The organism is Synechococcus sp. R65.1 (genome assembly GCF_047461755.1).
In the GTDB taxonomy this organism is placed as follows: domain Bacteria; phylum Cyanobacteriota; class Cyanobacteriia; order Thermostichales; family Thermostichaceae; genus Thermostichus.
On record NZ_JANSHU010000016.1, the window covers coordinates 18,017 to 39,975 of the forward strand.

Sequence of the window (21,959 nt, forward strand, 5' to 3'; positions counted from 1 at the left end):
TCCTCTCCCCTCCCCTGCCTAAAGCTACGAGAACAGTTGAGTGGCTACCCAGCCAAACAGCTGGTCAACCAGGTAAATAAATGAGGCGAAGGCCAGCACTATTAGCAAAACGCCAATGGATTCGCTAACCAATTGTCGACGGCTTGGCCAGGCAATTTTGGCCAGTTCGGCCCGCGTCTCTTGGAGGAAGCCTGAGATCCCTTTGGACTCGGTGGAACTGTCCTTGGAGTGACCCCGCCTAGCGGGATCCAGGTGCTGCTCCCTATCGGTTTTGCTGGAGGGGGTACTCTTAACCACGGCAGTATCTCCTGGGGGATCCCGAAAACCTGGCGCTATTGCTTAGCGCCCACAAGAATAGCCTTGCGATCCTAACACAGGTTAGGTTGAGGAGGGGAGCTAAGCTTAGCGAGTAAGAGGGGTTTTGGATCTCCCTGCTCCCGGCGAAAACAGCAAGGGGCGACGGCGGGATTGGTTAAACTGCTCCACTGCGGCATCGATGGCCGCCCGGCTGTCCCAGCGGGAGGTGGCCCTCTGGCGGGAGAGGAGTTCAGCAGCCCGGAAGAGATCACTCACATCAAGGCTGGAGCCGTTGAACAGCGGGGTTCTGCCGTCGCGATAAATGGCCTCGTTGCCACTTCCACTTTGGGCTAGAGCAAGCCCAGAACTGGTCAGGATCCCCACCAGCAGCAGCCCCAGAATCCTAGCCCCATGGTCAGCAAGGCTGAGAAGGGAGTTGAGACAGTTCACTCGCATCTTGTTTCTCCACCTCAGTGCGCTGCTCGGCCAGGCCTTCAGCCAACAACTGTTGTTCTTCGGGGGTGAGGGGACGTTTGGCCAGCAGATCCGGCCGTCGTTGCCAGGTGCGTACTAACTGCTGCTGCAGACGCCATCGGGCAATGGCCTCGTGGTTACCTGAAAGGAGCACCTGGGGCACCTTGTACCCCAGAAACTCGGCTGGGCGGGTGTACTGAGGATAGTCGAGCAGACCCTCCTCAAAGCTCTCCTTCTTCAAAGAGTCTACCTTACCAACCGTGCCAGGCAAGAGACGGATCACGCCGTAGATCAAGGCCAGTGCCGGGATCTCCCCCCCTGTTAACACAAAATCCCCCAGCGACACCTCGCGAGTGGCTAGATACTGGCAGATCCGCTCGTCAAAACCTTCGTACTGGCCGCAGAGCAGGATGAGCTGGGCCTTTTGGGCCAGCTCCCGCAGCAGGGCTTGGTTTAGGGGCTGTCCCTGGGGCGTGAGCAAGATGATCTCGCGGGGATCCAGGCAAGGCAGGGAGGCGACAGCAGCAAAAAAGGGCTCTGGCTTGAGCACCATGCCTACCCCGCCCCCATAGGGCTCATCGTCGACCCGGCGGTGCTTATCGGCGGCAAAGTCGCGCGGGTTGGTGAGATGAACCTCGGCAATCCCTTGCCGTAGGGCTTTGCCCACTAAGCCAATGCGCAAGGGCGATTCAAAAAACTCTGGGAAAAGGGTAACAACGTCAAACCGCACGGGCGTTGGGATCAAGCAGAAAGGCCAGCATCCGAGCAGGGTTCCGTGCGCAACCGCTCTAGCTCCAGGCGCAAGGACTCAATCTGGTGGATCAGCTCCATCAGTTCGCCCATTTCTTCTTTGGAGATGGTGGCGGTTGGGGAGCCGCTCTGGGGGGCCGGTGTTTGGCTCTCCACGGCTGGGCCAGGAGCCTTGGTGGCTTCATGGCGGAGGCTTTTAAGGTAGCGAACAGCCTCTTGCTCAATCTGCTCTCCTTTTTGCTCCAGCTCTGCAGCCAGCGCCGCCCAGTCGCCAGAAAGACGGCCGAAACTTTCGGCGCGCTTCTGGGGATCCTCCAGGAGCTCCACCAGGGCAGTGGCTGTGCCGTAAAAGAAGTGACGTGCCCGCGTAAACCAGTCTGAGGAGCGAGAACTCATGGCGGCAGCATGCTAGATAGAGCCAGGGGATCTCCAGTCTATCCCAGCCCTTTGGAGCTGCGCTGACAACTGCTTGCTTCCAAGCTGCCACTTACTTTTGGGCAAGACTAGAAAAGGAATCAATCGACGGCGCGAATCTCGCCGCTGTTGAGGCGCTCCACAATCATGTCCAGCAGTTCGTGTTCTTCCGGTGAGACCTGGGAATCGGCGGTAACTGCCTGGAGGATTTCTTGTTGCTCGGCGCGGGTGAGGATTTTGTCCTGCAAAGCCCGGTCGATGAGTTCTTTTAGCTTGGATGACTCCACAGTGCTTCTCCTTGCCCTAGAGGTAGGGGCCAAGGGCGGTAGACTAGACGGTGCTTCTCCTCTCAGTATAGAAGTGAAGTCCCAAACCCAGATGCGGCCCGTAGGGGTAATCGGCGGGGGGCAGTTGGCGCAGATGTTGGCTTTGGCGGCCCGCTCCCTGGGGATTCCGCTGATGGTGCAGGCGGCTGCCCCCACCGATCCGGCAGTGGCGGTGGCCGATGGGGTAGTTTGGGGCGCTGTAACCGACACCCAGGCTACAGCCCAGCTATTGCAGCGCTGCCCAGTGGTAACTTTTGAAAACGAGTTCATCCTGCTGCCGGAGCTAAAAAGGCTGGATCCGGAAGAATCCCGCTTTTGCCCTCGCCTTAGCACCCTGGAGCCGTTGCTAGACAAGTTGCGCCAGCGGCAGTTTCTGGCAGAGCTGGGGTTGCCGGTGCCGGCTTTTTGGCCGGCAGAGACGGCAGATCTATCTAGCCTGAGCTTTCCCTTGGTGCTCAAGCGGCGGCGGCAGGGCTACGACGGAAAGGGCACCCGCATCTTGCCCGATCGCGCGGCTTGGCAACAGACCCTTGCCGACTACAGCGGGATCCCGCTGCTTGTGGAAGAGTGGATCCCCTTTGAGCGGGAGCTGGCAGTGATGGTGGCGCGGGGGCTGACGGGGGAGATCCGGGTCTACCCCGTAGTGGAGACTGTTCAGGTTAACCAAATCTGTCGCCACGTCCTCGTGCCCGCCCGCATCCCCCCAACGGTCGAGGCCGAGATCCGGGACTTGGCAGTTAAGGTGATGGAAAAGCTAGAAGCGGTCGGGGTGTTCGGCATCGAGTTGTTCTGGGTGCCGCCGCCTCATCCCAAGGCTGGGATCTGGATCAACGAGATCTCGCCGCGGGTTCACAACTCCGGCCACTACACCCTGGAAGCCTGCTACACCTCGCAGTTTGAGCAACATCTGCGGGCCATCCTTGGCCTTCCCTTGGGGGATCCCTCCCTCAAGTGTGGGGGGGCGGTGATGGTCAACCTCTTGGGCTACGAGCACTCCACCAGCGACTATGCCGAGAAGCGGCAGCGCCTGGCGGAGATCCCCAATGCCACCGTGCATTGGTACCACAAGACCCCCGCCCGCCCGGGGCGCAAGCTGGGCCATGTTACCGTCTGTCTGCCCACTGCCCCTTCGCCGCAGCAGGCAGCGGCCCTTGTCCACACCCTCGAATCCCTCTGGTATCCGCAGTCATGAGCCAAGCGCCCACCCTTTCTCCAGCCCTCCAAGCCCTGAGGCGGCCATGCAGCGGTAGCCCAGTATCTTGACCCCCAGGAGCGCTCCGCGGTGTTGAGAGGGATCGACTGCAAGCTCCAGCTCTTTGGGCAGTTGTGGCTGGCTGAGTTCTGCAAAGGGCGAGACTAAGCTCCATGGGCTACCGGCTGCAGGTGCTTGACATTGCCGCCCTGCCCCAGTTGCTAGAGCTGGATCGCCGCTGTTATGGCGGGCACTGGGGAGAACAGGGCTACCGGGCCGAGCTGGAACGACCCACCAGCCTGGTGATTGGGGCTGTGGCAGAACCTGCAGGCGCTTGCGGATCCCTGCTTTCCTCGCCAGGAACGCTGGTGGGCTTTGGCATCCTCTGGCGCATCGAAGAAGAAGCCCACATCATCTCGTTGGCGGTGGATCCTGCCCATCGGCGGCGTGGTTTGGGTCGAAGGATCCTGGAGGAGCTGTTGAGCCAAGCCAGGGCAGCAGGCTGTCGCTGGGCCACGTTGGAGGTGAGGGCTTCTAACCAGGCCGCCATCCGCCTCTATGAATCGGCAGGGTTTCAATTGCTGGGACGCCGCAAGGGCTATTACAACGGAGAGGATGGGCTGGTGTATTGGAAAAAACCAATTTAAGTGAGGAGAAGCAAAGGGTTCTAAAGCAAAAGTTTTCCTCTATACACCTGAACCTTGAACTTTTGCCCTGGAGCTTTGGTTAACCATCGGCATCCTGGGAATGGATGTAAAGCTTTGTTGCAAGACTCAGCGTTTCTGCTTGACGCTTGAGGCTTTCTCCCAGGCCAGCTTGCCCAAAGAAGGGCTTCAGGCTAACCTACTCTTTTGAACATCTCAGGCTGTGAGGGTAATCATGGAAACCCCTGCCAACGACCTTCGCAATGAAGCCGTCTCTTTTGTTGTCAATCTTCGGGCTAGAGTCATTGACTTTATGCCCAACCTACTGGCGGCGATTGTCATTCTAGTTCTGGGTTGGATCGTGGCCAGGGTGGTGGCTTTCGGCGTTCGGGGGCTGCTCAAACGGAGGCAGCTTGATAACCGCTTGGCCACCTGGATTATGGGCCAGAGGCCCGGCGAGAGGCCGCCGCAAACTGAGCGCTGGGTGGCTGCTGCTGTTTACTGGATTATCCTGGCTTTTGTGGTGGTAGCGGTGCTGAATGCTCTCCAGCTTCAGGCTGTCTCCGACCCGCTCAACAAGTTTTTGGGAGAGATTTTCGCCTATCTGCCGCGGCTAGGCGGAGCGCTGGTGCTGCTAGGGGTGGGCTGGGCGGTGGCCACCGTTGCCCGGCTGGCAGTTATCCAAGGGCTGCGGCGCTTTAACTTGGATGAGCGGCTGGCTCAACCCCTCCAACCGGAGGCGGCTGCGGAAGGAACTGCTGCCAAGCCGGAGGGAGGCGCTGAGGTCGCTCCCTTTCTCTTGAATGAAGCTCTAGGCGACGCCCTCTACTGGCTGATCTTCTTGTTCTTCTTACCGCTCATCCTGGACACGCTGAACCTGCGGGGGCCGCTGCAGCCAGTGCAAAACCTGCTGGATCAAATCCTGTCGATGGTACCCCGCATTTTGGGAGCGCTCATCATCGGTGTGGTGGGCTGGTTTCTAGCTCGCATCGTGCGTGGGATCGTTTCCAATTTGTTGGTGACAGCGGGAGCTAACCGCTTGGGGGCACGCTTTGGCATTCCCCAGCTGGCCCAAACGGTGGGCACAGTGGCCTACGTCTTGGTGTTGATCCCGGCAGTGATTGCCGCCCTCAAGGCCCTGGAAATCCGGGCCATCTCCGATCCAGCGGTGGCGATGCTGGAGCAGGTGTTGCGGGCCATTCCCCGAATTGCAGGATCTGCTCTCATCCTGGCCGTGTTCTACTGGCTGGGGCAGTTTTTGGCTGGCTTGGCGACCCAGTTGCTGCAGGCAATCGGTTTCGACCGCTTGGCTGCCGGCCTTGGTTTGCCCTCGGCCCCTGCTCCTGAAGCTCCCGCCGCCGAAGGGGATCCCTCAACCTTGGTGAAGCGGCGCACTCCCTCTGAGATTGCTGGCTTGGTGGTCTGGGTGGGCGTGGTCTTGCTCGGGGCAGTGCCGGCGGTGGAGCTGCTGCAGTTTGCTGCTTTGACCGACATCGTGGAGGGGCTGTTGGTCATTTCCGGGCGGGTGCTCATCGGCGCTTTGGTGTTTGGGATCGGTCTTTACCTGGCGAATTTGGCCCATTCCATGGTTAAGAGTCTCGGCAACCCCTCCTCAGGAGTGCTGGCCCAGGCGGCGCGGGTAGCCATTTTGGTTCTGGTTGGCGCCATGGCCTTGCAGCAGATGGGCGTAGCCACCGATATTGTGGTGCTGGCCTTTGGCCTGGTGCTGGGCGCCATTGCTGTGGCTGTGGCTTTGGCTTTTGGCTTGGGAGGTCGCGACGTGGCTGCCGAGCAGATCCGGCAGTGGCTCAAGCGGGAGTGAGAGCCTCGCTGGGTGAGCCCTTAACTAGTAGAAATTGCCCCGCCTGGCATATGGGCGGGGTTATTCCTTCGACTCTGGGCCAACCTAAACTGGCTCTGGAACTTTGGCCTCTTCTGCTGCTGTTTCTTGCACTACAATCTTGCCCCGGAACACAACATAGTTGTAGATGTTGTAGGACAAGATCACCGGAATCAAAAAGCCAATAAAGGTGAGCATAAACACCAGCGAACTGGGAGAAGCTGCCGCCTCGTAGATGGTAACGCTGGGAGGAATGATGTTGGGGAAAATCATGAACCCCAAGCCGATAAAAGAAAGGGCAAAAATGAGGAAGGTGTAAACCAAAGGGCTATTTTCCTCTCGGCGGCGCAAGCTGCGCAGCAACAGAGCCACCAGCAAAAGCCCCAAAAGGGGGATTGCAGCAAAGACATAGAAAAGAGGCGGCGAGAAAAGCTGGGAGCGCGCCTGCTCCGACATAATGGGGGTGCTGATGGTAATAAACACTGCCCCCAGCAAAGTTGTCCACGTGGCGATGGTGGCCGTCCTGTAATAGGTTTTCTGGATTTCCCCCGTGGTTTTCACAATCAAGTAAGCAGAGCCGATCAAAACATACCCCTGGATCAGGGTAAGAGCCACCAACACCGTGCGCCAGGTCAGCCAGTCCCAGGGGCTGCCGGCAAAGTGGCCGGCTTCGTCCACCCGGATCCCTTCGAAGACGCTGCCCAAGGCAAACCCCTGGCCCAAGGCTGCCAAAAAGCTGCCCACCCCGAAGGCGAGGTTCCAGACCAGCTTGTTGTTGGCGTTCTCCCGAAACTCGAAAGAGACAGCCCGCAAGATCAGGCCCACCACCATGATCACCAGCGGAATGTAGAGGGCATTGAGGATGGTGGCGTAGGCGAGGGGAAAGGCTCCAAATAGGGATCCCCCCATGAGTACCAGCCACGTCTCGTTGGCATCCCAAACATTGCCCAAGCTGGTCATGAGAATGCTGCGGCGCGTCTCGCTGGAAGCCGTCAGGGAAAGGATGCCAACCCCCAAGTCAAATCCATCGAGCAGAACATAGAGAAAGAGGAATAGACCGAGGATAAAAAACCAGACTTGAGGCAGAAACTGCTGCAAAGGCTCGAAAGATTCCATGGTCCTTCCCTCCGCTTTAGGTATTCCTAGCCAGGCCAGTTCGAGACAGTTCCAACTGCGATGTCGCCTGAGCACTGGCACTACCGAGCTTCTGCCGGACGGCGATCCGGCTCGTGGCGGGCAGGCTCGATCACGATCACCGGCTGGGTTGCTGGAACGGGGGCAGCCAGCTCCAGGTTAGGCCCTTTGCGGATGATGCGGCTGCCGAAGTAAAGAGCGGCCACGAAAAACACGGTGTACAAAGCAGTTAGGCCGACCAAGGAAAACAGCACCTCTCCGGGGGGCAGCGGTGAAGCCGCTTCTACGGTGCGCAGTTGCCCGTACACAATCCAGGGCTGCCGGCCGACACAGCGGACAATCCAGCCAGCCTCGACGGCAATGTAGCCCAAGGGGCCGGCAAAGACCCAAGCCCACATCAGCCACTTCTGCTGGGAAAGGGCCTCCGCCGACAGTTTGCCCCTCAACCACTGGATCACGGTAGCCCCCACGAGCCCGGCCATAAAGAAGCCAATGGCCACCATCGTCCTAAAGGAGTAGTAGATGAGGCCAATCATGTGAGGACGATTTTGGGGATCCCAAGCTTTCAGGCCCTGCACCGGTCGATCCAGCCTGGGCTTAAACTCGAGCAGATAGCCCAGCGCGCCGGGGATCTTCACCTCCCAGTCGTTGCGCTCCTCACGCTCATTGGGCAAGGCAAACAGGCTCCAGTCCGCCCTCTCGCCGGCGGGGAGCGTCTCCCACTGGGCCTCCATAGCCGCCAGCTTGGCCGGTTGATAGCGATACACTTGCTCCGCGCTCAAGTGGCCAATAAACACCTGCAGAGGGGCCACCACCAGCGCCATCACCAGGACCACTTTGAGGGAGCGGGAAAAAAACTCGCTGTGCCGCCGCTTGAGAATGTACCAGGCGCTGATGCCACCGATGACAAACAAAGAGGTTTCCAAAGTGGCAAAAAACATGTGCAGAAAGCTATTGACCATGAAGGGATTGAAAATGGCCTGCAGGTAGTCACGTACCACGAACTTCCCATCGACAAATACCCCCCCTGCCGGCGTCTGTAGCCAGGAGTTGGCCGTCAGGATCCAAAAGGTAGAGAGGTTGGAGCCGAAGGCCACTAAGATTGTCGAGATCCAGTGAATTACTGGCGGCACCCGCTCCCAGCCAAACAGCATGATCCCCAGGAAGCTGGCCTCCAGCATAAAGGCCATCGTGCCCTCAAATCCTAGGATGGTTCCAAAGAAGTCGCCCACCGCCTCAGAAAAAGGGGCCCAGTTCATGCCAAACTGAAAGGCCATCGGCAACCCCGAGGCCACGCCAAGGCCAAAGTTTAACACATAGATCTTTGACCAGAAGCGAGCGTGGCGATAGTAATCTAGATTGCGAGTTTTCAGCCAAAGTCCCTCAATTACAACAAGATAGATGGACATTCCTGTTGTTAAAACCGGCCATAGCATATGAAACATGGCCGTGAGGGCAAACTGTAGCCGGGAAAGGGTGACGGTGTCTAGAAACATAATTTTCCCTAAGCTTGGAGGGTTGTAATGAGTACAGCTTTACAACTTTAGGAGATCTATTTTCCGCTGCTCCTAGGGTTACATCTTGGGCAAGACAACGCGCAGGCTGTTCAAGTCTAAAGGTTAACTTTAGAATCCTGGGAGTGCCAGCTTTTTTCCTGTAACATGGGATACAAAAACTCTCAGCCCTGGAGCATCGGCCTGGCAGCCTCAAGGCTGGTAGCCAACTAACTTTCCCACTCCGGAAAGGGCTTGTTGAGGTTTCCAGCGGCTACAAATGCCAGAATTGGGATCCCGGCTTGAGTTTGCAGTCTGGGGTGGAAAGATGTCGTTTATCCCACTGGTGCACTTTCTTGCCCAATCGGGCTTGGTGCAAGAGTTGGCCGTCCGGCTGAGATCCCAGCGACGAGCTGCTCTGCAGGGAGGGGGGCGGATTGCCAAGGGGTTGATCGCCTCGGCTTTGGCCCAGCAGGAAGGAAGATCCCTATTGGTGGTTACCGCCACGCTGGAAGAGGCGGGCCGCTGGACAGCCCAACTGGAGGGCATGGGCTGGGAGAGCGTGCAGCTTTATCCCACCTCCGAGGCTTCCCCCTATGAGCCGTTTGACCTGGAGCCAGAGTTGGTGTGGGGACAATTCCAGGTGCTGGCCGACTGTCTCCAGGGCAGAAAGGGCATGGCCATTGTGGCCACGGAGCGGGCCATACAACCCCACCTTCCCCCACCAGAGGTGTTTCAGTCTTTCTGCCTCAAGCTGGAGCCCGGCGCGGAGCTGTCGCCGCAGCAGTTGGGGCAGCAGTTGAGTCGTCTGGGCTATCAGCGGGTAAGCCTGGTGGAAAGCGAGGGGCAGTGGAGCCAGAGGGGCGATATTCTCGACGTTTTTCCGGTGGCCTGCGAATGGCCGGTGCGCCTGGAGTGGTTTGGCAATGAACTGGAGCGGCTGCGGGAGTTTGACCCGGTGAGCCAGCGCTCTCAAGACGGGATCCCCCATGTCTGGCTAACTCCCACCGGCTACGGGCCCATCCTCTGGCCGGCTCTGCAGGAAAAAGCCGATCAGCTTTCCCAGGGTCTGCGGCAGCAGTTGGAGCAGTCGTCCCCTCCCCCAGAGGGCTTGCGCCGCTTTCTGGGCCTACTTTACGATCCGCCGGCCAGCCTGCTGAGCTATTTGGATCCCAATACCTTGATCCTGATCGACGAGCCAGAGCAGTGCCAGGCCCACAGCCGGCAGTGGCTAGACCACGCCCAGGAGCAGTGGCAGTTGGCCCAAGCTGCTGAGCCGGCTCTAGTGCCCTTCCACCGTCCCTTTGATCTTGCGGCTCCCGACTGGGATCCCTTCCCCCGCCTGTTGGCCCGGGCTTTTGCCCCTGCCGGCGAGGTTGAAGCGGCCCTTGACCTCAAAAGCCGGCCTGTCCCTGCCGCTCCCCACCAGTTTGGATCCCTGGCCAAAACCCTGCGCGAGTACCGCAAGCAGCAGTTGCGGGTGTGGATCCTCTCCGCCCAGCCCTCCCGCACGGTGGCCTTGCTGCAAGAACACGACTGCCCGGCCCAGTACGTGCCCAACCCCAAAGATTTTCCAGCCATTGAACGCCAGCTTCAGTCCTACACGCCGGTGGCCCTGAAGTACTCCGGCTTGGCTGAGCTGGAGGGGTTCCTGCTGCCCACGCTGGGGTGGGTAGTGCTCACCGACCGGGAGTTTTTCGGCCAGCACAGCCTCGCCACTCCCACCTATGTGCGCAAGCGCCGCCAGGCCAGCTCTCGCCAGGTGGATCCCAACCTGCTCAAGCCGGGGGATTTTGTCGTTCACAGGGCCCATGGCATTGGCCAGTTCCTGCGCTTGGAAAGCCTCACCATCGGCGGCGAAACCCGGGAGTACCTCGTTATTCAATACAGCGACGGCCTGCTGCGGGTGGCTGCCGACCAAGTCAACTCCCTCTCGCGCTACCGGGCTAGCAGCGATGGGCCACCTGCCCTGCACAAAATGTCCGGCAGCACCTGGGAAAAGACCAAACAAAAAGTCAAAAAGAGTCTGAAAAAAGTGGCCTTTGATCTCCTGCAGCTCTACGCCAAACGGGCTGAACAGGAGGGCTACGCCTTTCCCCCGGATTCCCCTTGGCAGCAGGAGTTTGAGGAGTCTTTTCCCTACCCCCTGACGCCGGACCAAATTCGCGCTGTCCAGGAGATCAAGCGGGATATGGAGTCCCCTCGCCCCATGGATAGACTGCTGTGTGGCGATGTGGGCTTTGGCAAAACGGAGGTGGCCATCCGCGCCATCTTTAAGGCCGTAACCGCCGGCAAGCAGGTAGCTCTTCTAGCGCCAACCACTATTCTCACCCAGCAGCACTACCACACTCTCAAAGAGCGCTTTGCCCCCTACCCCATTCAAGTGGGGTTGCTCAACCGCTTCCGCACTCCCGAGGAGAAAAAAGAGATCCTGGCCCGGCTTAAAAGCGGCGAGCTGGACGTAATTGTAGGCACCCACCAACTTTTGGGCAAAGACGTGCAATTTCGCGATTTGGGCCTCTTGGTGATTGACGAGGAGCAGCGCTTTGGCGTCAACCAAAAAGAGAAGATTAAGCTCCTCAAAACCCAGGTGGATGTGCTCACCCTTACGGCTACCCCTATTCCCCGCACGCTGTATATGGCCTTGTCAGGGTTGAGGGAAATGAGCTTGATCCAAACTCCGCCTCCGTCGCGGCGCCCGATTAAAACTCACCTTTCTCCCTACAACCCTGAGGTCATTCGCACAGCCATCCGCCAGGAGTTAGATCGCGGCGGGCAAGTCTTTTACGTCGTCAACCGCATTGAAAGGATCGAAGAAACCACTGCCAAATTGCGGGAATGGGTGCCCGGCGCTCGCATTGCCATTGCTCATGGGCAGATGCCGGAAGGGGAGCTGGAAGCGACCATGCTGGCTTTTAACAATGGCGAAATCGATATCCTGGTCTGCACCACCATTATTGAATCCGGCTTGGACATTCCTCGTGTCAACACCATTTTGATCGAAAATGCCCAGGAGTTTGGGTTGGCCCAGCTCTACCAATTGCGAGGGCGGGTGGGCCGGGCTGGGATCCAAGCCCATGCTTGGCTGTTCTACCGAGAGGATGGGATCCTCACCGAGGAGGCCCGCAAACGCCTACAGGCCATTCAAGAATTTACCCAACTGGGCTCTGGCTACCAGTTGGCCCTGCGGGATATGGAAATTCGCGGCATTGGCAACTTGCTGGGAACGGAGCAATCGGGACAAGTCAATGCGGTGGGCCTTGATCTCTATCTAGAAATGCTGCAGGAGGTCATCCAAGAAATTCGCGGCCAGAAGATCCCGCAGGTGGAGGACACCCAGATCGACCTCAACGTTACGGCTATGATTCCCCAGAGCTATATCCCTGACGAGGAGCAAAAAATGCAGGCTTATCGCCAAGTGGCGGCTGCCGGATCGCGCCTGGAGCTTTCTCAAATAGTCCAGGAATGGCAAGACCGCTTTGGCCCCCTGCCCAAGCCTGCCCAGGAACTGCTGCGGGTGATGGAGCTGAAGATTTTGGCCCGCGCCCTGGGCTTTTCCCGCATCAGGCCCGCCAAAGAGCATGTTATTTTGGAAACCTCCATGGAGGAGCCGGCCTGGAACCGTCTCAAGGAAGCCCTGCCAGCTCATGTGCAGTCTCGCTTGGTTTACCAGCCGGGCAAGGTTACGGTGCGGGGGCTGGGAATGCTGGCGCCGGCACAGCAACTGGAAAACCTTTTGCAGTGGCTAGACAAGATGAGCCTGGCCTTGACCCAGACGGAAGCCGGGCTCCCAACGCCTCCCTAGAGCCTGTCTCATGAAGGTTCTCGAAGTGTATCACCTCCAGAAGACCTACCGGCAGGGAGGCAAGCAGGTGCAGGCGGTGGTGGATGTCTCCCTAACGCTAGCAGCAGGGGAGATCCTGGCTTTTCTGGGGCCCAACGGGGCAGGCAAGACCACCACCATCAAGATCATCGCCGGTCTGATCCGGCCTGATGCCGGCAGCGTGCGCATCCTAGGGCGGGATCCCCACACTGAGCCTGGAGCGCTGGCCCAGGTGGGGGCGGTGCTGGAAGGCAACCGCAACCTCTACTGGCGGCTGACCCCCTTGCAGAACTTGGAGTACTTTGGCGTGCTGCGGGGGCTGTCTCCTAAAGCTGCTCGGCAACGGGGGCTAGAGTTGTTGGAGACCTTGGGCCTGGGGGAGAAAGGGGAGGTTGCTGTGCAAACCCTTTCCCGCGGCATGCAGCAGAAGGTGGCCATTGCCGTTGCCCTCCTGCACCAGCCGGCTCTGCTGTTGTTGGATGAGCCCACCTTGGGGTTGGACGTGGAGGCAGCGCAAGCGGTGAAATCCCTCATCCGCCAAATTGCTGCTTCGGGTCGGGCCATTCTCCTCACCACCCACCAACTGGACGTAGCTGAGGCGCTCTCGGATCAAGTGGCTGTAATCGAGCGAGGAACGATTCTCGTCCAGGCCCCCATGCAGGAGTTGATCCGGCAGTTTGCTGGCGCAGCCGGTACTTATCGGATTGAGTTGGAACAGGAGCTGGATCCCAGCCGGGCGGAACGCCTAGCCCAGCAAGGGGTGGAGATTCTCAGCTCTCATCAGTTGCGGTTTAGGGGCTTCTCGGAGGCTTTGTATCAAGTGCTAGAGATCCTCAAGCCCTTGCCCCTGCTCAGCGTCAAGCGAGAGGAAGCCGATCTCACCGACATTTTTCTCAAGCTGCTGAAAAGGGAAAAGAAGCAGGGATGAGGCCACTGCTGTACCTGTTTTGGGCGGAGCTAAAGCGCACCTGGACCCAGTACATCCGCTATCCGACAGAAGCCCTGGGCGGGATCCTCATCACCACCTTTTTCTTCTATGCCCTTTTTGCCGGCGCTCAGTATGTGGCAGGGCCAGCCTCCCAGTTTGGCGAACGGCTGGATGCGGTGGTGATTGGCTATGTGCTCTGGACGCTGGTCATTTTTGTGGTGAACGACATGGCTCTCAACCTGCAGGTGGAAGCCCAAACGGGGACGCTAGAGCAGGTGTTGCTCTCGCCGTTTTCCGCAGCCACGCTTTTTTTGGCCCGGGCTTGTGCCAGCTTGGTGTTGCGCCTTGCCATCGTCGTCGTCATTTTGGGGATCATTTTGTTGCTCACGGGCAGCCGGCTGCGCTTTCCCCCCAGCTTGGTGCTGCCGCTTTTGAGCGTGGTGCTGGGGGCCTATGGCTTCTCGTTTTTACTGGGATCCGCCGCCTTAATCTGGAAGCGCATTCAACAACTGCTGATCCTGAGCCAGTTTGGCCTCCTCTTTCTCCTGGCTACCCCCACGGAGGAGTGGTCGGGATCCCTGAAGTGGCTGGGACAGATGCTGCCCATGACGGCAGGGGCCGGCCTGCTGCGAGACGTGATGGTGCGGGATGCAGGTCTGGATCCCCTGCGGCTGCTTGTAGCTCTGGCCAGCGGCATTTTCTACTTTGGCCTGGGGTTGCTAGCCTTTCGCCGGGCGATGCGGCTGGCCAAACAGCGCGGCCTCCTGGGATCCCAGTAGGGCGTGGTCAAAGGGAGCGGGGTTCGCCAGGGGAGCGCAACAGGTGAGGGAAGTGATATTCCACTGCGCCGGTGGCTAGGTTGTTCTCGGGGGAGGCGATGCCCCGTCGGCTCAGCTCTCGCAGCGCCTTTTCAATCTCGTCAAAGTCGGCAGGCAGTTCGATGGCAATCTCCGAGAGGGTGAGGATCCCCTGGCGACGCTGGGCTAGCCGTAGGATTTCCCGCATCAAAGCCTGACCTTTGAGGGGCTGCGGGGGTGCTGAGACAGTTTTTGCCGGAGGCGAGGAAGGCCGGGATCCCTGCAGGACGGCTAGCTTAAGGTTGTAGTTGTCCACCATGCCCGGGATCAAAAACAGGTCAATCAACTGGCCAATTCCCAACAGGCCAAAGGTGAAAAGCCAGAGAATGCCTGTGCCCATCTTGCCCAGGTAAAGGCGATGGACACCACAGATGCCGAAGATGCCCAATGCCCAGAGAAGATAGGCGGTGCCGACAGATTTGGACTCAGCGGGGGGCAGCAGGTAGCGAGAACTCATGAGGATTGACACAGGGTAGCTTTGAGCAGGTACTCCCAGTTTAAAGGGGCAGAAGAGAGCTAGCAAAGCCGACCCTTAGGAGCCGTCGGGAGCTCCTCTCTAGGCTGCTGCCTGAGGAAGGTAGCCTCAAGGGGGATCAATTCCCTCACTCCAAAAAACTCCGTCCCCTTAACACAAGCAGCAGGTACACCCACACAAAGATAAAGAAGTGTAATGCTTGCAATGCTTGAGCCCATCTTGATTGGGTTGAGTGCTGCGCTCTGGGGTCTCCTCTGGGGCTACGCCACGCTGCTAGTTGTGCTGGTGAACTTCAAAGAGCAGGGATCCGTTTACGCCTACCCCATGCAGGCGGTGCTGGATCGCTTCGTGGAGTCCCTGGGGTTGAGTTGGCTCAAGGAGCTGCATGCTATGCAACTGCAGCCGCTGCGCCGGATTAGCTACACCCTCTTTGCCGCCGTTACTCTAGGTATCGTCTTTGTGCTCTGGGTTTTAGGGTAGGCAGAAGGCCTTCTCAACAACTCTCGGTCTGCCCCTGAGGGAGATTGAAAATAGACTGCAGCTTTTTTAGGCAGGCCTGGATCTGGGCTATCTCTTCCGGATCCAACTTCTGAAAGCGCTCCCTTAGGTAAGCCACGTGGGCTGGGAAGACTTGCGCAAACAGTTTTTCCCCCGCTTCGGTGAGCACAATCCTGAAGCAGCGGCGGTTTTCCGGCGGCACCTCGCGGCGCACCAGCCCCTTTTGTTCCAGGCGATCCACGATCCCGGTCAGCGTCCCTTTGGTAACTAGCGTTTTCTCAGCCAGGACGTTCATCGTCAGGCCAGGGGTGTTGCCGAGGGTTACCAAGACCTCAAATTGGGGAGGAGTTAGCCCCGTCTGGCGGATGTGAGCAGCGGCGTAGTTCTCAAAAGCTTGGTAGGCCCGCGCCAGATCCCACAGCAGCCCCAAGAAGGGCTCCTGGGCCACCGAAGGCTGGAGGGCTTGCTCTTCGGGAAGCTGAGTAGATGTGGGCATGGTTAGCAATCGCTGCAGGCGACTGACTTGTCCACAACTGTTTTAGCTTTGCCATAGCTCACTGTGATATAGTCCTAACACAAATTAATACTCCCTGGAACAGTTCCCAGCTTTGGAGGTTCTGGCTGCTAATGGGAGATGCCTCATTTCTCTGAATAGGGCTGGAGCAGGAGCAGGGTTCTTTGGAGCGGAAGATCCAGGCTAAGCTATGACCATAGCCCCTGTGGAGCGCCCTAGGCGCAGACGGGATCCCTCTCTGGGAGCCCAGGAGGCCAGGGCAGGAAAAGCCCCCTCTGCCGCCGGCTCTCTCGCTCTCTGCCTACGGTACGCCAGGCAAAGGAGTTGCCATGCTGAGAATTGTTACCCAGCTAGCCGAGGCCGAAGCCGAGCTCAGACGGATCTCGGAGCGCACCCAGGCAGACCAAAACCTGCATCGCGAGGCAACTGTGCGGGAGATCCTGCAGACAGTACGCCGCCAAGGGGATCGGGCCCTGCTGGCCTACACGGCAGAGTTTGACCAGGTGGAGCTGAGCGTTGCCGACCTAAGGGTCTCGGGGGCGGAGCTGGAGGCGGCCTACCAGGCGGTATCGCCGCAACTGCTCTCGGCCCTGCGCCTAGCCAAACAGCGCATCGAAGCCTTCCACCGGCAGCGGGTGCCCAGCAGTTGGGTAAGCTTTCCTGGCCCCGAGATTGTTTTGGGCAAGCAGTACCGCCCGGTGGATCGCGCTGGCCTCTACATTCCGGGGGGTCGCGCCGCCTATCCCAGTACGGTGTTGATGAACGCCATTCCTGCCAAGGTGGCAGGGGTGCCGGAAATTGTCATGGTGACCCCGCCGGGATCGGACGGCCTAGGGGGCAAGGGAATTAACCCAGCCATTCTGGTCGCTGCCCAAGAAGTGGGCATCCACACCATCTATCGCGTCGGCGGGGCCCAGGCTATCGCAGCGCTGGCCTACGGAACCGAGACCATCCCCAAGGTGGACGTGATCGCCGGCCCCGGCAACATCTACGTAACCCTGGCCAAAAAGCTGGTGTATGGCACGGTAGGCATCGACTCCCTGGCCGGGCCCTCGGAGGTGTTGATCATTGCCGATGAGAGCGCCAACCCCCTCTACGTTGCCGCCGATCTCCTGGCCCAGGCCGAGCATGATCCCCTAGCGGCGGCTATCCTGCTCACTCCCGACCTCCGGCTGGCCCAACAGGTGCAGCAGGCGGTGGTCAGGCAGCTCGAGGAGCATCCCCATCGCCTCCTGGTGGAAAAGGCAGTGGCCAACTACGGGCTGATTGGGGTGGTGCCCGATCTGGCCACGGCGGTCAACTTGTCCAACCAGTTTGCGCCGGAGCACCTGGAGCTTCAGGTGGCGGATCCCTGGGCCCTGTTGGACGCAATTCGCCATGCGGGGGCCATCTTCTTGGGACACTTCACCCCAGAGGCGGTGGGGGATTACCTAGCTGGGCCCAGCCACACCTTGCCCACGGCAGGGGCAGCCCGCTACGCCTCGGCGCTGGGGGTAGAAACCTTCCTGAAACACTCCAGCCTAATCCAGTACGGCTCAGCAGCCCTGCAAGAGGTGGCCGGCGCCATTCAAGCCCTGGCGCAAGCTGAGGGGTTACCCGCCCACAGCCGGTCGATCCAGGTGCGGCTGTCAGCGAAGTCCTAGCCAGCAGCTAAGGCGGAGGGTTGGGCAAATGGGGGGCCGGCTCAGGGGAAACTGGCTGGGGCAACTGGGGAGGGCCCTGGCGGCGGTTTGGATCGGCTGGGCAGGGGGGAGCGCTGTCATAGCGACGGCTGCCCCAGAGAGCTCCTCCCCTTCGCCTTTACCCATTCCCTGGGAGTGGGTGTACGACTTGCAGGAAAAGGCACAGGAGCGGCAGTGTACGCTGGTGGGCCTGTTGCGCAGCCAGCCTCTCGTGGCTCCGGATTCCCACTGGCAGGCGTACACGCGGCTAAATTGGGTTGTCACCCCCTCCGGAGGCCAGTTGACCAGCCTGTTGTTTGCCGAAAACACCCGTAGCCGCTCTCTGCAGGTTCTCTACCAAACCTCGGTAGCTGGGGGTACTCCTGAGGATCCGCTGGATTTTGCTGTGCTCCTGCCCATGGCTTGGCAGGAGAAGACTTTGCTAGTGAAGGAGTCCTCGGGCTGGCTCCAGACAGACTTAAGCTGGGATCGGGCGGTGATCTGGCCTTTGCCGGCAGACTCAACCGAGATCCCGCCAGTGCAAATCTGGGATCCGCCACCGGCCTTGGCCTATGCGGAGCTGCTAGGCTGGGATCCCGAGGCAAGAGGGCGGGTGCTGTTTGCCGTCGCTGACAGCCTTGGAGAAATGCCCCGCTTGGTTAGTGTAGGTTCAGACAGCCAGGTGTTGCTGCGAGCACCTGCTGTTCCTCTTCCCCAAACCGCCTCTTCTCTGGAGGGGTGGCAGCCGGTGATGGCGGAACCCCTGTGTCATCAAAGCCGTTTTGGGGTGAAGTAGACCGTGGGAGCAACACTATGCCTAGACCCATCGTGCGGCGTGGTTGGCCGCGGGAGGCCTTTGTGGGAGATATCATCGTCTGTACCCTGGAGGGATCTCATCTGGATCAGGTAACCGAGATCCGGGTCAGCCCGGCAGGCAAGGGGATCCGGGTTAGCTTTGGGGATCCCTTGGGGCGCTCCCAAGAGCCGGTGCAAGCTAGTGCCGAGGCGCTGACGGTTACCTTTGAGATCGATCCCAGCACCTACCCCGGCGAAAAGCGCATTGAGCTGATCTCGCCAGCAGGACCTAGCGATCCCCTGCCCTTTCTGGTGATGATGTAGGGTCATGCCGCTTGCAACCGCCTCAACTGACCTGGGCGCGCTGGTACTAGGGGTGGGTCTGCTGCTCCTAGTGGGAGGCTGGGCCTGGGGGCTGCGGCGGCAGCGGCGGGCTGCTCCTCCAGAAGCTGTTTTGCCGGCAACGGCGGTTGACCTCTCTGCCCTTACGGCGGAGCAGGCAGCCCAACTGCAGCCCTTCGAGCAGGCAGTGGCAGACCGGCCACGGGATCCCATTGCCTGGTACAACCGCGCCACCGCCCTCGACCAACTGGGGCAGGCGCAAGCCGCCCTGGCCAGCTACGACCGCGCCCTAGAGCTGAAGCCGGACTTTCCCGAAGCTTGGAACAACCGAGGTTCTCTTCTGGACGATCTTGGCCGTCATCAGGAAGCGCTGGCCAGCTACGAGCGGGCTTTGCACCTAAAGCCGGATTTTTTTGAGGCCCGCTTTAACCAGGCCAACACGCTGCGGCAACTGGGCCGTTACCAAGAGGCGCTGCGCGCCTACGAGCAGGCTCTCACCCTCCGCCCCGACAGCGCGGAAGCGTGGCATCTGCGCGGGCTGACCTTGGCCTCTCTAGAGCGATGGCAGGAAGCAGTGAACAGCTACGACAAGGCCCTGGACCTCAACCCCAAGGATCCCCGGGTTTGGCAAAGTCGCGGGCTGGCTCTGGTGCATCTGGAGCGCTACGCCGAGGCTCTGGCCAGCTACGAGCAAGCCCTGCAACTGGGATTGGAGTCGGCCTCTCTCTGGGCCGGCCACGCCTTTGCCCATCACCGCCTGGGCAACTGCATGGAAGCTCTCAACAGCTACGACCGCGCTCTAGCCCAGGATCCCCAGCGCTCCCAGCTCTGGCTGCAGCGCGGCTTGGTGCTGATGGACTTGAACCTCTACAGGCTCGCCCTCCAGAGCTTTGACCGGGCCGTGGAGCTGGATCCTGACAATGCAGAGGCCCACTATGCTAAAGCCTGCTGCTGCGCCTGGGAAGGCCAAGTGCCCCAGGCCCTCCAAGCCCTAGAGCAAGCTCTGCGGCTGCAGCCGGAACGCTACCACCCGCTGCTTGTCTCTGAACCCTATTTCGATCCCATTCGCGGTGAACCGAGTTTTGCAGCCTTCCTGAGAGCGCACCCCTGTCGCGAATGAGGACTAGAGGAAAGCCCAACGCCCCTGACGCGAACAGCTCCACCGTCTGCTTCCTGAGTTCCAGAGTACCCCAGAGGACACACCGGCAATAGCAATCCGACCTTCCACCGAAGACGGAGGGTTTCCGGGAGAGGGGTGTTGACTGCCGCGGAAAAGCTGGTCAAACTGAGGGCACTTCAGTATCCTAGCAAATCTCAAAATTGTGTTCCTGCTAACACCTGGTAGCATTCTTATGGCTACAACTTAACTCGACCTGCTTGTAGATCGCAGTTGAGCCCAACGGCAGAAAATCGGTATCGCTTTGCACCCCCTGCTTTTGAGCTGCTTGGCCGCCGATCCAGCCTTGAGGGGCTCTAGCTCAATTGGTCAAAGAAAAGCAGCTTCTATGGTAATGGCTCCGCAGCAGACTCCTCTCGAGGATCCTGACTTCCCAAGACCACCGACGAGCCCAGCCTCTCCCTCTTCGGCCAAATCCAGCATGGGCAGTTCTGGATCCCCGACTGGACGCGCGCCTAGGGCATCTAGACCTGGAGATGTTAAAACCCAAACCTTCGAGCTGTTGCGGCTGTACCAGCAAACTCGGGATCCGGCCCTGCGCAATCGACTGGTGGAGCTAAACCTAGGATTGGTGCGCAAAGAGGCCCACTACTGGCGGAACCAATGCAATGAGGGATACGACGACCTAGTACAAGTCGGCTGCCTAGGCCTAATTCAGGCCATCGAGCGCTTCGACGTCAGCCGCGGCCTGGCCTTCAGCTCCTTTGCCATGCCCTACATTCGCGGAGAAATTCAGCACTACCTGCGAGACAAAAGCCCGGCAGTGCGGCTCCCTCGCCGCTGGACCACCCTGCAGCGACAGGCCAAGAAGGTAATTGCGCGCCTGAGACAAGAGTTGGGCCGTCCTCCCTCTGAGGCGGAGGTGAGGGAAGCCCTCAACCTAACAGAGCAGGAATGGCGAGAGCTGCAGCTGGCCCAACAAAACAGCCTTTTGCTCAGCCTAGATGCTCCCGTACAGGTTGAAGAAGACAGCGTTGCTCTAGGGGATACCATTCCCGATCAGCGCTACCGCAGTTTTCAACTGGCCGAAGAAGATCGCATCCGCCTGCAAAATGCCTTGGCCAAGCTGGAGGAGCGCACCCGACAGATTTTGGAATTTGTTTTCTTCTACGACCTCACCCAAAAAGAAACAGCAGAGCGGCTGGGGATCAGTGCCGTTACCGTTTCCCGACAGGTCAAAAAGGGCCTGGAGCGCTTGGCTAAGCTGCTGAGTCAGGACATTTTTTAGGGCGTTGCCGAGAAGAAGATCCCTGGGCTTCGCGACAGTCTCCAGCGCTTTTCCAGGCAGATCTGAACCCTCTCCCAAAGTGGAGATCAAGGCGACAAAGAGCCTCACAACGACTTTCCCGTAGTCCAAGGCTTTGGTTACTTCAATATCAGTGCAGTATCCTGGTCGAAATAGCTGTAACTTGTGTCTTCGCTTTAATCTTTTTTGTCTCGAGCTTTGTCTGAAGCTTGATCTTTGTCTTGGGAACAACTTGCTCCCCGGTTCTGCAGTTGGCTTAGTTGGGAGCGCACCTGCAAGGCAATTTGCAAAGCAGCATCCAAAAGCTGCGACTGTTCGCTGGCCTGTTCTCTTAGCTGGAGCGCAGTCAGAGCTGCCAGCTCGTCGCCGAAGAACTCCCTTTGCTGCTCAATAAAGTCTTTGTTCTGCCGCAAGATCCGTTCAGTTTTCAAGGCGCGGATTAGGTCGCTGCGAGTCAGCTTCAGAGCCCCGATGATCTGATCCCGCTGGGGCAGCTTGGCCTCAGGATTGCCCGCCTCTACCAATTCATCGTTGATGTGAATGGCTTGAATGAGCCGATTGTAGCGATCTACTTCTTCTAGCAAGTTCAGCAAGAGCGGCATGCGGCGGCTGCGGAAAATCCAATAGGCTTGGCCCAAAGCGGCAATGGCTGCCAGGATTCCCCATTCCACCAGCCAACTTTCCCAACTGCTGCGCAGGCCAGGGATCAAAATTCGCCCCACCAAGGTCAGCAGGGATCCCCCTGACCAAAAGGTCAAGAAACGGCAGAACAAATCCAGCACCAACAGCAGGCCCAGCAGATCCCAAAAGGCGGAGAACTGGCGCAGCCAGTCTTTCCAGCGACGGATAGGCCGAGGTCGGTACAGCCAGGCTATGGGTACCCCAGAAAGGTTTTCCACCAGAAAAGGGGAAATGACCAGCTCTTGTAAATCCCGCCGCATGGCCATGGACTCTGCCAAGGGCTAAGTTTTCCACCCAATTCTACTGCCGGCATCTTAAGATCCTGCTGAGATCCCTTCTCAGGGGTAAAAGCTGGCCAAAGAGGAGACAAGCAGGGTGAGTAGCCAACTACGCCAACT

Annotated in this window: 22 protein-coding genes; 12 read left to right on the plus strand and 10 right to left on the minus strand. The window is 59.2% G+C overall.

Features of this window, described 5'->3' with window-relative positions:
• Window positions 1-24: 24 nt before the first annotated feature.
• The 5 genes from secE to NW814_RS07975 form a co-directional block, all read right to left on the minus strand.
• A complete protein-coding gene (gene secE / locus NW814_RS07955; protein ID WP_414396486.1) occupies window positions 25-297 on the minus strand; it encodes a preprotein translocase subunit SecE in 273 nt (90 codons plus the stop codon).
• 105 nt (window positions 298-402) lie between these two features.
• On the minus strand, window positions 403-747 hold the full coding sequence (locus NW814_RS07960) for a hypothetical protein (RefSeq protein WP_414405871.1): 345 nt from the start codon (window positions 745-747) through the stop codon (window positions 403-405).
• Window positions 713-1,501 (minus strand): tRNA (guanosine(37)-N1)-methyltransferase TrmD, encoded by a 789-nt coding sequence (gene trmD, locus NW814_RS07965; RefSeq protein ID WP_414405872.1) that lies wholly within the window; start codon window positions 1,499-1,501, stop codon window positions 713-715. The genes NW814_RS07960 and trmD overlap by 35 nt, the downstream gene beginning before the upstream one ends.
• A gap of 11 nt (window positions 1,502-1,512) precedes the next feature.
• Window positions 1,513-1,917, minus strand: a complete 405-nt coding sequence (locus tag NW814_RS07970; protein ID WP_414405873.1) for a hypothetical protein — start codon at window positions 1,915-1,917, stop codon at window positions 1,513-1,515.
• A 119-nt stretch (window positions 1,918-2,036) separates the two neighbouring features.
• On the minus strand, window positions 2,037-2,222 hold the full coding sequence (locus NW814_RS07975) for a hypothetical protein (RefSeq protein ID WP_414396475.1): 186 nt from the start codon (window positions 2,220-2,222) through the stop codon (window positions 2,037-2,039).
• A gap of 91 nt (window positions 2,223-2,313) precedes the next feature.
• On the opposite strand from NW814_RS07975, the gene NW814_RS07980 reads away from it, so the two are divergent.
• The 3 genes from NW814_RS07980 (at window position 2,314) to NW814_RS07990 (ending at window position 5,919) form a co-directional block, all read left to right on the plus strand.
• Window positions 2,314-3,453, plus strand: coding sequence for a 5-(carboxyamino)imidazole ribonucleotide synthase (locus tag NW814_RS07980; protein WP_414405899.1), 1,140 nt, complete (start codon window positions 2,314-2,316; stop codon window positions 3,451-3,453).
• A gap of 149 nt (window positions 3,454-3,602) precedes the next feature.
• Window positions 3,603-4,100, plus strand: a complete 498-nt coding sequence (rimI, locus tag NW814_RS07985; RefSeq protein WP_414396614.1) for a ribosomal protein S18-alanine N-acetyltransferase — start codon at window positions 3,603-3,605, stop codon at window positions 4,098-4,100.
• A 232-nt stretch (window positions 4,101-4,332) separates the two neighbouring features.
• On the plus strand, window positions 4,333-5,919 hold the full coding sequence (locus tag NW814_RS07990) for a mechanosensitive ion channel (protein WP_414405874.1): 1,587 nt from the start codon (window positions 4,333-4,335) through the stop codon (window positions 5,917-5,919).
• A gap of 84 nt (window positions 5,920-6,003) precedes the next feature.
• Here the strand turns inward: NW814_RS07990 and cydB are convergent, their stop codons facing one another.
• Window positions 6,004-7,053 (minus strand): cytochrome d ubiquinol oxidase subunit II, encoded by a 1,050-nt coding sequence (gene cydB / locus NW814_RS07995; RefSeq protein WP_414405875.1) that lies wholly within the window; start codon window positions 7,051-7,053, stop codon window positions 6,004-6,006.
• A gap of 80 nt (window positions 7,054-7,133) precedes the next feature.
• Complete coding sequence (locus NW814_RS08000) at window positions 7,134-8,567, minus strand: cytochrome ubiquinol oxidase subunit I (protein ID WP_414405876.1); 1,434 nt, start codon at window positions 8,565-8,567, stop codon at window positions 7,134-7,136.
• Between the two features lie 325 nt (window positions 8,568-8,892).
• Between NW814_RS08000 and mfd the strand changes: the two genes are divergently transcribed.
• From mfd to NW814_RS08015, 3 genes are read left to right on the plus strand one after another with little or no spacing between them, the layout of a single operon-like run.
• Window positions 8,893-12,369 (plus strand): transcription-repair coupling factor, encoded by a 3,477-nt coding sequence (gene mfd, locus NW814_RS08005; protein WP_414405877.1) that lies wholly within the window; start codon window positions 8,893-8,895, stop codon window positions 12,367-12,369.
• A 10-nt stretch (window positions 12,370-12,379) separates the two neighbouring features.
• Window positions 12,380-13,315 (plus strand): ABC transporter ATP-binding protein, encoded by a 936-nt coding sequence (locus NW814_RS08010; protein ID WP_414405878.1) that lies wholly within the window; start codon window positions 12,380-12,382, stop codon window positions 13,313-13,315.
• Window positions 13,312-14,094, plus strand: a complete 783-nt coding sequence (locus NW814_RS08015) for an ABC transporter permease (RefSeq protein ID WP_414405879.1) — start codon at window positions 13,312-13,314, stop codon at window positions 14,092-14,094. Before NW814_RS08010 ends, NW814_RS08015 begins: the two co-directional genes overlap by 4 nt.
• 7 nt (window positions 14,095-14,101) lie before the next feature.
• On the opposite strand, the gene NW814_RS08020 is transcribed toward NW814_RS08015, so the two are convergent.
• Entirely contained in the window at window positions 14,102-14,629 is a 528-nt protein-coding gene (locus tag NW814_RS08020; protein WP_414405880.1) for a TM2 domain-containing protein, read from the minus strand.
• Between the two features lie 213 nt (window positions 14,630-14,842).
• On the opposite strand from NW814_RS08020, the gene NW814_RS08025 reads away from it, so the two are divergent.
• Window positions 14,843-15,127, plus strand: a complete 285-nt coding sequence (locus tag NW814_RS08025) for a hypothetical protein (protein ID WP_414405881.1) — start codon at window positions 14,843-14,845, stop codon at window positions 15,125-15,127.
• A 13-nt stretch (window positions 15,128-15,140) separates the two neighbouring features.
• Here NW814_RS08025 and NW814_RS08030 read toward each other — a convergent pair whose 3' ends face one another.
• Window positions 15,141-15,641: a MarR family winged helix-turn-helix transcriptional regulator gene (locus NW814_RS08030; protein WP_414396453.1), complete on the minus strand. Its 501-nt coding sequence runs from the start codon at window positions 15,639-15,641 to the stop codon at window positions 15,141-15,143.
• A 347-nt stretch (window positions 15,642-15,988) separates the two neighbouring features.
• Between NW814_RS08030 and hisD the strand changes: the two genes are divergently transcribed.
• From hisD to NW814_RS08055, 5 genes are all read left to right on the plus strand, one after another.
• The gene (gene hisD, locus NW814_RS08035) at window positions 15,989-17,302 is read left to right on the plus strand and encodes a histidinol dehydrogenase (protein WP_414405882.1); all 1,314 of its coding nucleotides are present in this window, start codon (window positions 15,989-15,991) and stop codon (window positions 17,300-17,302) included.
• Window positions 17,303-17,330: 28 nt separating this feature from the next.
• Entirely contained in the window at window positions 17,331-18,116 is a 786-nt protein-coding gene (locus NW814_RS08040) for a hypothetical protein (protein ID WP_414405883.1), read from the plus strand.
• Window positions 18,117-18,133: 17 nt separating this feature from the next.
• Window positions 18,134-18,439 carry a hypothetical protein gene (locus tag NW814_RS08045; RefSeq protein WP_414396446.1) on the plus strand — a complete coding sequence of 102 codons (306 nt, stop codon included), beginning with the start codon at window positions 18,134-18,136 and terminating at the stop codon, window positions 18,437-18,439.
• 4 nt (window positions 18,440-18,443) lie between these two features.
• Window positions 18,444-19,577 (plus strand): tetratricopeptide repeat protein, encoded by a 1,134-nt coding sequence (locus NW814_RS08050; protein ID WP_414405884.1) that lies wholly within the window; start codon window positions 18,444-18,446, stop codon window positions 19,575-19,577.
• Window positions 19,578-20,055: 478 nt separating this feature from the next.
• On the plus strand, window positions 20,056-20,862 hold the full coding sequence (locus NW814_RS08055) for an RNA polymerase sigma factor SigF (RefSeq protein WP_414405885.1): 807 nt from the start codon (window positions 20,056-20,058) through the stop codon (window positions 20,860-20,862).
• Between the two features lie 194 nt (window positions 20,863-21,056).
• On the opposite strand, the gene NW814_RS08060 is transcribed toward NW814_RS08055, so the two are convergent.
• Window positions 21,057-21,839 carry a hypothetical protein gene (locus NW814_RS08060; RefSeq protein WP_414405886.1) on the minus strand — a complete coding sequence of 261 codons (783 nt, stop codon included), beginning with the start codon at window positions 21,837-21,839 and terminating at the stop codon, window positions 21,057-21,059.
• Between the last annotated feature and the right edge of the window lie 120 nt (window positions 21,840-21,959).